Origin of the sequence: Alteromonas abrolhosensis (assembly GCF_001953635.1) — a bacterium.
In the GTDB taxonomy this organism is placed as follows: Bacteria; Pseudomonadota; Gammaproteobacteria; order Enterobacterales; family Alteromonadaceae; genus Alteromonas; species Alteromonas abrolhosensis.
Genome location: NZ_MEJH01000009.1, coordinates 107,978 through 120,643, shown reverse-complemented (window position 1 = coordinate 120,643; position 12,666 = coordinate 107,978). Strand labels below are relative to the sequence as shown.

Sequence of the window (12,666 nt, the reverse complement as noted above, 5' to 3'; positions counted from 1 at the left end):
AATTATGCGTATATCAACGAATCAAATTTATGATCAAAACATGCGCTCGATCATGCAAAATCAGGGCGACTTGGCAAAGACTCAAGAGCAACTTGCTTCTGGTAAACGCATTATCACTCCCAGTGACGACCCTGTTGGTGCGGCAAAAGTATTACGTTTAACCGAAGAAATCGATGAACTAACGCAGTTCCAACGCAACAACGATTTAGTAACAGGTTCTCTCGAGCAGCAAGAGGCGGTGTTAACCAACATCACTGAATCAATTAATCGAGCGAGAACGCTGATAGTGCAGGCCGGTAACGGCATTTTATCTGACCCAGATAAGCGTGCGATTGGTGCTGAGCTAGAACAAATCAAGCTTGAAGTCTTCGACCTTATGAATACACAAGATGCTGATGGCAACTATTTGTATGCGGGTTACCAATCGGGTAATCAGGCGTTTGAATACAATCCTGCAGCAAGCGGGAATGCGATCACATTTGCTGGCGACCCTGGTGTAAGCTTTGTTCAGCTCTCTAATAGCTCTAAAATTCAGTCAACTAGCAATGGCTACGAAGTGTTTGAAAATGTGCTCTCACGCTTTAAATTTTCCGTCGACCCTAGTAGTACTGCGACGGTTAATAATGCATCTGTAAAGCAACAGGGAACGTTTGATACCTTTTTCGATAAAAATTACGATCCGGTTAATGCTGCGAACAACGATTATCGAATAAACTTTCTTGCTTCGGGACAGGCCGAGCTCGTCAATCAAGGAACCGGCACCGTTGTCGATTCAGTTTCCTATACCTCTGGTCAGCCTTTCACTATAAAGGGAATGGAGTTTAACGCTACTGCTGCACCGGGAGATAGCATCGATTTATCGTTTGATGCGCCAGAGAAAAAAAGCATGGCGCAGTCTATTCATGAAATTCAAACTATCTTAATGGACTCCACTATAGACAATTCTGCGCTGCAAGAGTCGATAGCTGACGCACTTGTCGGATTAGACAATGGCCTTGAAAAGCTCTCTCTCGAACGAGCGTCTCTAGGTAGTCGATTAAACATTGCGGAAAGTACCTACGAGAGCAATTTAGATATGGAAATTGCAGCTAAAGCACAGCGCTCATCAATTCAAGATGTTGACTATGCTGAAGCGTCAACGGAATTCGCCAAGCAGGAAACGGCATTAAGTGCTGCGCTTGCTACTTTTCCTCAAGTTACGAATTTATCATTGTTTAATTACATCTAAACGGTTTACTGGGTTAAAGCCTCAACGCCCGATAAGCATGCCATGTAGACCCTTGCTTGATTGTCGACATGGCAAGAGTAATAGGACATATAAAGCGTATCGTTTTCTATCACTAAGCCAGGGTAGCTGGTATCACCGCTACTTGGCAGTGTATTAAGTTCAGTAAGTGTTTTAGTTACGCTATTGAAGAGCCATATCTTGGTCGAAAATTGACGAGAATCCCAGTCGACATGTCTTCCTGCAACAATATACAGGCTTTCACCTAACGCCACAGCAGCCGGGCCGCCAATATAAATACCCAAATCATGCCAGTTCCATTTAGTATAAGGCGGTTTTGACGTACCAAATTGTGCGCTGAATGTGTCAGCGTCACGCCTTAGAAAGGCAAAGGCATCGTCATTAGAATTAAATAGAATAGTACTTTCATTGGGATAGCCCTTGTTGTGTTTATCTAAGCTAAACGCTTCTGCCTTATGCAATTGCATCGTGCGCGTTGGGTCACCTTTATAAAGCGAAATTACATTTGAAGGTCGATTATATGCAAAGCCATACGCTTCTGAATTATGCCAAGTATGGTTCCACAGCCACCATCCGCTCTTACCATGTCTATTAGCTCCCGACCAAGATAGGCCTGTGGTGGTAAAATAAGTCATCATTTTCGTTACCATTTTGCCATTATCAAGGTATGTCTTTGCATAGGAAGTGAGCATGAGGCGAGAGCCATCGTGTGAGAACTTAGGATCTCGTAAGTCGGCATTACTCTCTCGAATAATTACTCTTTGGCGAATTTGAAATGAAGCTTTATCAATAGTTAATACAATAATCACACCGTCGGCACTAACATGGTTTGTAGCTTGTCGGTAGCAACACATCAACGTTTTACGACTTTTGTCGAACGGATTTTCAATCAAATCAGTGAAAGCGCAATGCGCTGCAGACTTTGATACACATTTAATATCTAGTAGCTTCAAACTTTTTTTCACGTCAAATCTTCCTTAAAAATCCTTTAGTTATACGGCGCTTCAGCTTCATTGTGCGGCAATATCTTACCGCTAATCGGCAAAAATCGTAATTTTTTCTAAAGGGAATCTAATTAGTGTCGATACAGTTTCTGAGAGAGCCAGTTCATCAATTACCCCTCAGGTCTTGATGACTACTAAAACAAAAATGTCGGTTAAGCCGACTGCCAGCAAACGCTGGACTGAGAGTGTAGGAGAGACTTTATGTCTATGTTCGTTAATACCAATGTATCCTCATTGAATGCCCAGCGTCAGCTATTTGATGTTAGTAATTCTTTGAGCACGTCGTTTGAACGCCTTTCTTCAGGCTTCCGTATCAACAGCGCTGCTGATGATGCTGCAGGTCTACAGATTACCGACCGAATGACTTCACAAGTCCAAGGACTTAACCAAGCTGTACGTAACGCAAACGATGCGATTTCACTGTCGCAAACTGCCGAAGGTGCACTTTCTGAAACTACGACTGCACTACAGCGTATTCGTACACTTGCCATTCAATCGCAAAACGGTATCAACAGCTCTGCTGACCGTGTAGCGTTGCAAAAAGAAGTGTCTGCACTTCGTACTGAGATTTCGCGTATCTCTACGACTACCCAGTTTGCAGGCGTTAACATTCTATCTGGTGATTTCTCAGCGAAATTCCTAGTAGGTGCAAATGCAGGTCAGACAATTTCTGTAAACCTTTCTAGCCCTACGTTGACCCGTGCAGGTGTTAACGGCTTCAGTGCGACTGGTTTGGGAATTACTGGCTCGGACGTATTATCTAGCGACAATGCATCTTCGATGCTGGCGAAAATCGACACTGCTATTTCAGCTGTCGGTGGTCTACGAGCTGACTTAGGTGCGCTTCAAAACCGCTTCCAGTCTACAATTCGTAACTTGAGTAACATCTCAGAAAACGTTTCTGCAGCACGTTCTCAAATCAAAGATACTGACTTTGCAACTGAAACCGCTAACCTAACGCGTAACCAGATTATCCAGCAGGCAAGTACAACTGTACTTTCTCAGGCAAATCAGCGTCCACAGGCAGCGTTACAGCTTCTAGGTTAATGATTAAATAGTGGAGCCAGGAGGTAGTGCTCTAGTCCACGCATATGAAAAGCTGGTCGATTCGTGACCAGCTTTTTTAATTATTCTCTTCTAATTACTTTTCTTTAGTTAGCCTATCTGTTGAACGACAGATATCTGATACTTTTTTAACTTTAAAAATTTCCATAAAGATCTTCTTTTTCTAAAAAATATCATCGCCTAAATTCGCTAAGTTATTGATTTTAATTGCTCATTTCTTGTCTGTTAGATGCTCGCTAAAATTTGTCAAAAAAATTCTAAAGTAAAATTGATAAGTGGACGATAACTATTACAAAGGGGAGATAAAGTTAGTTTGTTTCCTCTGATGGGTGAAAATAATAATAAACATCCAAATAAAAGTGTTTTATGTTCAAGTTTGCTTAGACATCTTGGATATTTAAGTTAGGAAAATCAACGCTTTGGTTGTCTTAAAATGAAATGGCTAGTTTTTCTAAAGTAATTTTTATTTAAGGCGATATAAAGAAAGGTTTGTTAAGTGGTGTGGAGCTGCTAACCGGCGAGAATGAAGCCAGGAGGTAGTGAGAGGTTTGAGGTCTGGAACATCAAACCCACCGGCCAGCAAAGAGAATGAAATTCTCTATTTAGCAAGTTTCATCGGTAGTGTGCCAATGAAACGTCAGATTAACTCTGACACCTTACTTAAAGCACAGGCTATGCCAAATATTTAAAACAATCGCGCAGATAATAAAAGCAATAGCGCAATACTCGAAACTGTTAGGAGAGACCCATGAGTCTATTTGTTAATACCAACGTGTCATCATTAAATGCACAACGTCAATTATTTACCACTGGCAACAATCTAAGCACCGCTTTTGAGCGCCTATCATCTGGTTTCAGAATTAATAGCGCTGCGGACGATGCGGCTGGTCTACAGATTACAGACCGTATGACTTCGCAAGTTCAAGGTTTGAACCAAGCAGTAAGAAATGCAAACGACGGCATTTCATTAGCACAAACAGCTGAAGGTGCGATGTCTGAAACGACAACGGCTTTGCAACGTATCCGTACTTTAGCGATACAGTCACAAAACGGTATTAACAGCTCTGCTGACCGTGTTGCACTCCAAAAAGAAGTGTCAGCACTACGTACTGAAATCTCGAGAATCTCGACAACTACACAGTTCGCGGGTGTGAACATTTTATCTGGTGATTTCTCAGCAAAATTCTTGGTAGGTGCAAATGCGGGTCAAACAATTTCGGTAAACCTATCTTCTGCAGCTCTAGCACGAGCGGGCGTAAATGGCTTCAGTGCTACTGGATTGGGCATCTTGGCCGACAACGTTCTAACTGAGCAGGGAGCTTCTCGTCTATTAACCGCAGTTGATTCAGCAATCTCTGCTGTAGGTGGGTTAAGAGCTGACTTAGGTGCATTGCAAAACCGTTTCCAGTCTACGATTCGTAACTTGAGCAACATCTCTGAAAACGTATCGGCGGCAAGATCACGTATTAAAGATGCTGACTTTGCCACTGAAACGGCAGAATTAAGCCGTAATCAGATTCTACAGCAAGCGAGCACAACCATTCTTGCTCAGGCTAACCAGCGCCCACAAGCTGCACTATCGCTGTTAGGTTAATTAACAATACGTTGAACTTAGACGCTTAATTGGGAAGGAGTTGAGAGGCCATCCCCTAATGAAAGGAAAGCGGCCGGTAAGGCCGCCCCTTGAAGAAAGCGTCGACTAACAGGACTGAGAGTGTAGAAGTGTTGGTTGAGAGGCCAGTTTATCCTACTAAATACCTGCCAGCCGACAGAAACTGAATTTGCTCAATCTCCTAACGTGAGCAAATTGGCCGAGATTAAAGTGTCTCGGCCTTTTTTTATTCTTACCGAAACATCCCACCAATTTCAAACAAAACGCTGAGCAAGACATTTTGTTCGATATAGTCTAAGCATGTTCTATGCCAGTCTTAAAAAAGTGTTTTCTTAAATCTCTGCTCAAAACGAAAAGTGCTTAGCCTTACAGACTCTTGAGTTCCTACTCCATTAACGATTCTTTTAGAACTGGCAGATGCCTTGTGTAGTTAAATGTAATGAGTGTTCTCAATCAAAAAATTGCTAATAACCCATATTTTCAACGTTTTTTTATAATTTTTTGCATTTTATATTCTTTTAAAATCAATAGTTTACATTATATTGACTGGAGGCATTAAAAAAAAACGAAAAAAAAGCTAAAGAACCTAAAGACTTTGCCGATACCTATTGTTGAGGGGTAATTTACTTTACTTTTAAGAGAGGAGTTAGTTGGGAGTAGTGACCCGACTAATTTGAACTGGAAGGATTTGATGATACCACATCGGCCATTGAATCCCTAGGAGGTAATCTAATGTCTTTATTTGTAAATACTAATGTGTCATCGATCAATGCACAACGTCAGCTTTTTGACGTAAATGATCGCTTAAACACGTCTTTTGAAAGACTATCATCGGGATTCCGTATTAACAGTGCAGCAGATGATGCTGCAGGCTTGCAGATCTCAGATCGTCTAACGTCCCAGGTTGAAGGCTTAAACCAAGCTGTACGTAACGCAAACGATGCGATTTCTTTATCGCAGACTGCAGAGGGTGCACTTAGCGAAGTAACAACGAGTTTGCAGCGTATTAGAACACTTGCTGTTCAATCGCAAAATGGCATTAACAGCTCGGCCGACCGTCAAGCACTTCAAAAAGAAGTATCAGCGCTACGTACTGAGATTTCGCGTATCGCTACTGACACTCAGTTTGGTAACGTTAATATCCTAGACGGCAATTTCTCAGCTAAATTCCTAGTTGGTGCGAACGCAGGACAAACCATTTCAGTAAACTTATCGTCTACTAATTTAGGTTCTATCAGTGGCTTTAGCGCTACAGGTCTTGGAATTACCACCAATAGTGTATCTACTGCGGCGGGCGCTTCTGCATTGCTAAGTGATATTGACGCAGCTATCTCTGGTATCGGGGCTGTACGTGCTGACCTTGGTGCACTTCAAAACCGCTTCCAGTCTACTATTCGTAACCTAAGTAATATTAGCGAAAACCTGTCTTCTGCTCGCTCACAAATCCGTGATACAGATTTTGCGGCAGAAACTGCTGAACTAACTAGAAACCAGATTATCCAACAGGCATCTGTTTCAGTACTCAGTCAGGCTAATCAGCGTCCACAAACTGCGCTGTCTTTGCTTGGATAAGCTATACTTTAATTAGTTACCTTAGTTGAGATGTAACGGGTGCTTGCTCAATTTGCGCAAGGGCCCGTTTTGTCGTTTCGGTAAGGAGGTATTACGTGGAAATTCAAAATACCCAAAGTGGCCAAGCTTTTGCATCTACATCTACTGTGGCACCAGTGCGAAATGACTCTCCTCTAACTTCAGAGCAGAGTTCAAACCGTAGCGAGCAACAGTCTGGAGATCAAAACCAGTTTGCCAATTCGGTTAACCAAGTGCAGGTTGAAGCTGCAGCCGTGGGTGAAAAAAATATCTCTCAAGCTTCTGGTGAACAGGTCGATAACAAAGATGTAGAGAGGAACGGCGAACAGCTAGATGAAGCTATCGCTAAAGTTGAGTCATTTCTTAAAGTTCAGAATCGCGACTTAGCGTTTTCCATTGATGAAGAGACAAATCGCTCGGTGGTAACGGTAAAAGATTCACAATCTGGCGATGTTATTAGGCAAATACCTTCAGAAGAAGTATTGAAACTTGCTGAACGCATTCAAGAGTTGCAACAGGATGTTGGGAACAGTGTAGGAGTGTTTATCAACAATCAGGTTTAACGAGGTAAAGTATGACAATTCAGTCTCTAGGTGTGGGCTCAGGCCTGGCACTCGATGATCTTGTACAACAGCTTCTAACTGCAGAACGTCAGCCCAAAGAGGAACGTTTAAACGCGAAGGAAGAGCGTATAGAGGCTGAAATTTCTGGCCTCGGTCAAATTAAATCCAAGCTGTCTGACTTTAAAGATGCCGTTGATGAATTACGCAGTGATAACGGTGTTAATGGTCGAGAGCCCACCATTACTAACCCTTCTGAAGATAATGACGTTCTTTCTGCAGAGGCGTCAAACTCAGCATTGCGCGGCAGCTACGAAGTTGTTGTTGAACAGCTTGCTGCTGGAAGTCGAATAACTACCGATGCCGGCGCATTCACTTCGAGCAGTGACCCTGTGCTTACTTCTGGTACCGGTTCATTGACTTTTGATGTGGGCGGAAGCAAAAGCTTCACCGTCAATGTTACCGCTGGCATGTCACTTACCGCGTTGCGCGAAAAAATTAATAATTCTGATGATAACTTTGGTGTTACAGCAAACATTATTGATACCGGAACTGGAGCTGGCCCTCGTCTAGTTTTCTCTTCTAGCGAGACTGGCGATGGAAATGACTTGGTTATCACTAATGATACAGGAGCTGCTGAGCTAGATCGTTTATCTACGACTGGCGGCACCAATAATATCAGTGCAGCAAATATAGAAAGCGCTAGAAACGCCATCGCATACATTGATGGCATTGAAGTTCAAAGTAGCTCGAACGAATTTGAAAATACAATTCAGAACGTATCCTTTGAGGTGAACGAAGTTTCCCCGAAGGACGCTGCAGGCGACTTTTTAGCAACTAAACTTAGTATCGGTTATGACAAAGAAGGTTTAGATAAAAAAATCAGAGACTTTGTCGATAACTATAATTCACTGATTGATGAAATTAAAACCTTGACCCGATACGGTGAGTCTGAACTTGAAGAAGATGGCGCATTAGCAGGCGATTCTTTATTGCGCGGTATTCAAAGCGGGTTAGCATCTATTGTTGGTGATAATGTGAGTTCTTCTGCTCTAGGTGGACTTTTCCAAATCGGTATTGAATTCGACGATGATGGAAAGTTAGAGATAGGATCTACCGATTTCGGACTGGGGTCAGGTGAAGACCGACTTGAAGACGCATTAGAAGATAACTTTGATGAAATCGCTAAGCTGTTCACTGACCCAGATGAGGGTATCGCTACGCGACTATATGAGTTTTCTAAAGAATACACATCTTACAGTGGGTTAATTAGCTTAAGAGAGCGTGCGGCGAAAGATGATCGCGAAGATTTATACGATCAACGCGAGATGCTTGAATTGCGTATGCTGAATTACGAAGAGATACTTCGAGATAAGTATTTGAACCTCGACCAAACCGTTGCCCAGTTAAATCAGACTGGTTCAGCCCTGTTGGCGTCGTTGTAACTAAATTAGAGTTGGAGTTTTTATGTCACTCAAAGGTATAAATGCCTATCGCAAGGGTAATCTAAAACAGGATGTAGCAAATGCGGATCCGCATAAGCTTACTTTGATGCTGTTACAGGGCGCACTCGACCGAATCGCGTATGCTAAAGGTGCGATGGAGCGAAAGGAATTAGTGATCAAAGCTGATTACATTTCAAAAGCAAGTGCGATTATCATGCACTTGCGGGATACGCTCGATTTAGACGTGGGCGGTGAAGTCGCCGAAAATATTTTTGCGTTGTATAACTATATGATCGAGCGCTTAAATGACGCACATTTTAATAACGACTTGAATATGTTAGATGAAGTGTCTAGCCTATTAACACCAATACGCGATGCATGGGTACAAATTCCTGAAGAAGCTAAACAGGAAGCGTACGAGGCCCAGCGTCAAAAACGACAAGCTATTTGAAAAACTCGATATTAAATCACAGTGAAACTCCCTTATTCCTCCAAGCAGTTAACGCTGAGTTAGCTGCTTGTTTATCATCGTCCAGTGACACCTTTTCCACAGAACGATTTCGGTACCTTTCCCAAATACGCCATAAAGTCGTTGTTCGAGCGCTGTCCCGCCTTGAGGGTGATGAAAAATCGTCGTTTGCACAAAAGGAAATGTTGATAAATCAAAAGCTTGAAGAGCTGGCGCAAGGTTTGCTTGATAACGCTAAAAAAGAAGCGGTCAAATTTTCCAGAGGCCGCGCAGCCGTTAAGAAATATAAATAGCCATGTTACAGCAGATTCAGTTTCACGTTCATGAAGATGAGCGACAGCAGCAAAATATTGAGCGAGCGCTTGCGCAAGAGATTAGGGATAACTATCGACTCAGTATTAGTGCATTTGAGCGGTTTATTCCAACCCTTGCAGACCTAATTAAGAAACATGATTCGTCAGTATCTACCTTGCTGTGTAATAAATTTGGTGAGCTAAATATTATTAACTACAACACCGGGCAGGTGTTGTATGGTGAGCATCCAAAGCAAGAAGTTCTCTCTCACTACAATGCATACATCGCTCGCACGGCTCCCATTTCATTATCTAGTGATAATGAGAAACCTGTTTCTGCGATGGTTGTTATGGGGCTGGGGTTAGGTTACCACATTGAGAATTTGATTAGAGAGGGCCGCTATCAACATATAGTGGTCTATGAGCCTAATATTGATTATTTTGTGTGTTCGCTGTCTAGTCTCAATTGGAGAGAATTGCTCAATATTGCAAAAGAACGAAGCATCGCCTTGTATCTTCAAATTGGTTCTGACGGCGCAAACTTCGCTAAAGATATGTTGGAGCTTAAAAAGCATATTGGAGTTGATAAACTAGATTTTTATAAGCATTTGCATAATCCGGTGTTCAATAACCTCGAAAGCAAACTAATGACATCAGATTGGCATGAACTGCAGTCGTGGTTACCTGCTCGTAACACTTCTTCAATTAGCGAGAGTTACCTTCATCAGTGGGCACCGCTAAAAGATGACAAGGAGTTGCGTTCTTCAAATTTAGATGAGGAGCGCAAGAATAATAATCTCGTCGCTTTAAAAAAGTACTTCCCGAACCTATACGAAGAGTTTGTAAATTATGAGCCTCAGCAGTGGGCGCCAAGCGCTAACGTTGACGGGGATGTTTATCTTTATCACATGTCAACTAATGCGCTGTTTTCCAGTGCGCCAATTGATGATGCGAAAACAAATTTTAAATCCTTTGCATCAAAGCCGAACAAAGACGGTCTGCTTTTAAGCTATAAAGGAAAAAAGTTAAAAGGGTATTTGCATTACCAGCTTGTCGAAGAGTGTGAATCTGTACTAAAAGATGTGCAGGAGAAGCAAAGTGCGTTACCTACTCAGGTCAAGTCTATCATCCAGTTTGGCATTGGCAGTGGTTATGGGCTTAACTACTTAGTAAAAGAACACGATATTGGTATGCTATTTATTTGCGAGCCAAGTCGAGATTTCTTTTATGCCTCATTATTTGCCGTAGACTGGGCAAATATCATTTCTTCGTTTGATGAAGGAAAAAAACGCCTTTACTTAAACATAGGTGACGATGGCTCAAACCTCACCAATGATTTATTGATTCAATTTCAGTCTGTTGGCCCTTATGTGTTGGCAAATACATTCTTCTATCAGAGCTATGTTAATGAGAGGCTTACTGATGCAGTTGCCCAACTGCGTGAGCAATTGCTTGTTATTATTGCGATGGGGGATTACTTTGATAATGCAAAGTACGGTATTTCTCATACTTTATGGGCATTAAAAAACAAAGTCCCTTTTCTTAATAAAAGAGTTAAGAAACTCTTGCCGACCGAAGTGTTGGATGTTCCGGTATTTATTGTTGGGAACGGACCTTCGTTAGACGGACTAATGGATACACTAAAGGAAGAGTCTGAACGGGCAATCATAATATCATGTGGAACAGCGCTCCAAGCATTGCATCGTCAGGGGATTTGCCCAGATTTCCATGCAGAAATTGAGACAAATCGTTCTACATTTGATTGGCTCACTAGAGTTGATGATCATGACTATCTAAAGCGAATTACGTTGCTAAGCTGTAACGGTGTTCATCCCGATGCAGCTGCTCTATTTGGAAAAACCTTATTGGCCTTTAAACAGGGCGAAGCATCAACTGTGGCCTTCACAGAGCTAAAAAAGGATCACGGTTTTACGACGTTGAACTTTTCCTATCCCACAGTTACAAACTTCGCTGCAGATATCGCCACTACTATCGGTTTCAACCAAATATATCTTTTCGGTACCGATATGGGATTTGTTAGTGATTCATACCATCATTCAAAGTCATCTGGATATTACGATGTTGAAGGTAATGAGTTATATGATTATTCAGCTAACCATGCAATGTCATTAGCGATTCCAGGTAACTTTAAACCTTGGGTAAAAACCAAATACGAGTTCAAAGTTTCTAAAAGTGTTTTAGAGCAAGTATTTGCTTCTTCCTCTAGCGAAGTCTACAACCTTAACGACGGCGCGAGGATACTTGGAGCAAAGCCACTGAAACAGGAAAATGTGCTACTTGTCTCTGCGCCAGAAATGAAAGCTAATGCGAAGTCCGCTTTACACACGCTCGCATTTACTAGTGAGCATAATGATTGGTTTATTAATGAATTTGGAAATCGATACAGTACACAAAGCTTAATTGAGGAATTAAATGCCTTAACTGGGGTCGTAAAAACGACTTTTTCAACCATGGAAGACATTGACGAATTTATAATGAAACAAAGGGACTTTATTGTTTCTTCGTTTCAACGAAAAAAATCATTGGCTTTTTATTACCTCAACGGCACGTTCAACTATATTAACAGCATGTTTAGTAAGCTACTTAACCTTGCAGACGAACAAGTTGCAACACGTGCAGCCAACGAGCTTAGTGCTATCTGGGCGCGATACGTTGATGATATCCTAACGATTATTTCTGACGACCAATTTGGTCAGGATGCTGTCTCGTCTCTGTCTGGAGTGCGTCGTCAGAAAATCCTAGCAAATGAATTCAGTCGTTCTCCTTTGAATCTACAAATGCTACCGGCTCATTATTTTATCTCTAGTCCTTTGTTTGATTTAGCTAAGAAGGGAGCAGCGACGGATGCTAAACCGATAGTCATCAACTGGCTTATTAACAATGAGGATGTTAACAACGATACCTCAGTGTGCAATATCGCGATGGATATAGCCCAATGTGTTGGGCAGCCTATAAAAGGAGTAACTGTACTATCACCGGGGGCTTTTGAAAATCCGCTTGAGCCGTTGCAAGCAAATGATTTGTCTCGAGTAGACTTGGCTGTAATTGCTATTACGTCTGGCTTAGAGGACGTTATTTTCCTCCAAAAGTACACGCAGCATCCTAGTTTAGATTTAGCGTTTCTATCTCAATTTACTGTGGTTGGGGAGGGAAGGCATTGTTACGGTGGGCCCGACTTCATTATTATTAGTGACGAACCACTTTCAGAGAAAGCACTGGTCTTAAAAAGTGGTGATCGCCTAGTATTGATGCCACGGTTAAAGCCAATAGACATGCGCAGAGAGTTCATCAGTCAAGATGAATATTCAAAACGAAAAGAGGCCAGATTAAATCAAATTAGACAAGCTAGAGGTCAATAGGT

The 12,666-nt window shown here is 42.0% G+C and carries 11 protein-coding genes; 10 read left to right on the top strand and 1 reads right to left on the bottom strand.

Going from position 1 to position 12,666, the window contains the following annotated elements; all coding sequences use genetic code 11:
* Positions 1–4 precede the first annotated feature (4 nt).
* On the top strand, positions 5–1,228 hold the full coding sequence (gene flgL / locus BGK61_RS14115) for a flagellar hook-associated protein FlgL (protein ID WP_076011737.1): 1,224 nt from the start codon (positions 5–7) through the stop codon (positions 1,226–1,228).
* A 5-nt stretch (positions 1,229–1,233) separates the two neighbouring features.
* Here flgL and BGK61_RS14110 read toward each other — a convergent pair whose 3' ends face one another.
* On the bottom strand, positions 1,234–2,211 hold the full coding sequence (locus BGK61_RS14110; RefSeq protein ID WP_076011738.1) for a Kelch repeat-containing protein: 978 nt from the start codon (positions 2,209–2,211) through the stop codon (positions 1,234–1,236).
* Between the two features lie 240 nt (positions 2,212–2,451).
* On the opposite strand from BGK61_RS14110, the gene BGK61_RS14105 reads away from it, so the two are divergent.
* The 9 genes from BGK61_RS14105 to BGK61_RS14070 all read left to right on the top strand — a co-directional run bounded on the left by BGK61_RS14105 (position 2,452) and on the right by BGK61_RS14070 (position 12,664).
* Positions 2,452–3,297 (top strand): flagellin N-terminal helical domain-containing protein, encoded by an 846-nt coding sequence (locus BGK61_RS14105; RefSeq protein WP_014997606.1) that lies wholly within the window; start codon positions 2,452–2,454, stop codon positions 3,295–3,297.
* A gap of 566 nt (positions 3,298–3,863) precedes the next feature.
* Positions 3,864–4,004: a hypothetical protein gene (locus tag BGK61_RS19535; RefSeq protein WP_157187944.1), complete on the top strand. Its 141-nt coding sequence runs from the start codon at positions 3,864–3,866 to the stop codon at positions 4,002–4,004.
* Between the two features lie 59 nt (positions 4,005–4,063).
* The gene (locus BGK61_RS14100) at positions 4,064–4,909 is read left to right on the top strand and encodes a flagellin N-terminal helical domain-containing protein (protein WP_014997607.1); all 846 of its coding nucleotides are present in this window, start codon (positions 4,064–4,066) and stop codon (positions 4,907–4,909) included.
* 750 nt (positions 4,910–5,659) lie between these two features.
* Entirely contained in the window at positions 5,660–6,499 is an 840-nt protein-coding gene (locus tag BGK61_RS14095; protein ID WP_076011739.1) for a flagellin N-terminal helical domain-containing protein, read from the top strand.
* Positions 6,500–6,594: 95 nt separating this feature from the next.
* Positions 6,595–7,080, top strand: coding sequence for a flagellar protein FlaG (locus BGK61_RS14090; protein ID WP_083648681.1), 486 nt, complete (start codon positions 6,595–6,597; stop codon positions 7,078–7,080).
* 11 nt (positions 7,081–7,091) lie between these two features.
* Positions 7,092–8,522 carry a flagellar filament capping protein FliD gene (gene fliD, locus BGK61_RS14085; protein ID WP_076011740.1) on the top strand — a complete coding sequence of 477 codons (1,431 nt, stop codon included), beginning with the start codon at positions 7,092–7,094 and terminating at the stop codon, positions 8,520–8,522.
* Positions 8,523–8,544: 22 nt separating this feature from the next.
* Positions 8,545–8,973, top strand: a complete 429-nt coding sequence (fliS, locus tag BGK61_RS14080) for a flagellar export chaperone FliS (RefSeq protein ID WP_076011741.1) — start codon at positions 8,545–8,547, stop codon at positions 8,971–8,973.
* Entirely contained in the window at positions 8,970–9,284 is a 315-nt protein-coding gene (locus BGK61_RS14075) for a hypothetical protein (protein ID WP_014978575.1), read from the top strand. Before fliS ends, BGK61_RS14075 begins: the two co-directional genes overlap by 4 nt.
* A 2-nt stretch (positions 9,285–9,286) precedes the next feature.
* On the top strand, positions 9,287–12,664 hold the full coding sequence (locus tag BGK61_RS14070) for a motility associated factor glycosyltransferase family protein (protein ID WP_076011742.1): 3,378 nt from the start codon (positions 9,287–9,289) through the stop codon (positions 12,662–12,664).
* Positions 12,665–12,666: the final 2 nt, after the last annotated feature.

What these genes read in the sequence shown, in the direction of transcription:
- flgL (WP_076011737.1), top strand. Translation starts at nt 5, where the DNA reads ATGCGTATATCAACGAATCAAATTTATGATCAAAACATGCGCTCGATC.
- BGK61_RS14105 (WP_014997606.1), top strand. Translation starts at nt 2,452, where the DNA reads ATGTCTATGTTCGTTAATACCAATGTATCCTCATTGAATGCCCAGCGT.
- BGK61_RS14100 (WP_014997607.1), top strand. Translation starts at nt 4,064, where the DNA reads ATGAGTCTATTTGTTAATACCAACGTGTCATCATTAAATGCACAACGT.
- BGK61_RS14095 (WP_076011739.1), top strand. Translation starts at nt 5,660, where the DNA reads ATGTCTTTATTTGTAAATACTAATGTGTCATCGATCAATGCACAACGT.
- fliD (WP_076011740.1), top strand. Translation starts at nt 7,092, where the DNA reads ATGACAATTCAGTCTCTAGGTGTGGGCTCAGGCCTGGCACTCGATGAT.
- fliS (WP_076011741.1), top strand. Translation starts at nt 8,545, where the DNA reads ATGTCACTCAAAGGTATAAATGCCTATCGCAAGGGTAATCTAAAACAG.
- BGK61_RS14070 (WP_076011742.1), top strand. Translation starts at nt 9,287, where the DNA reads ATGTTACAGCAGATTCAGTTTCACGTTCATGAAGATGAGCGACAGCAG.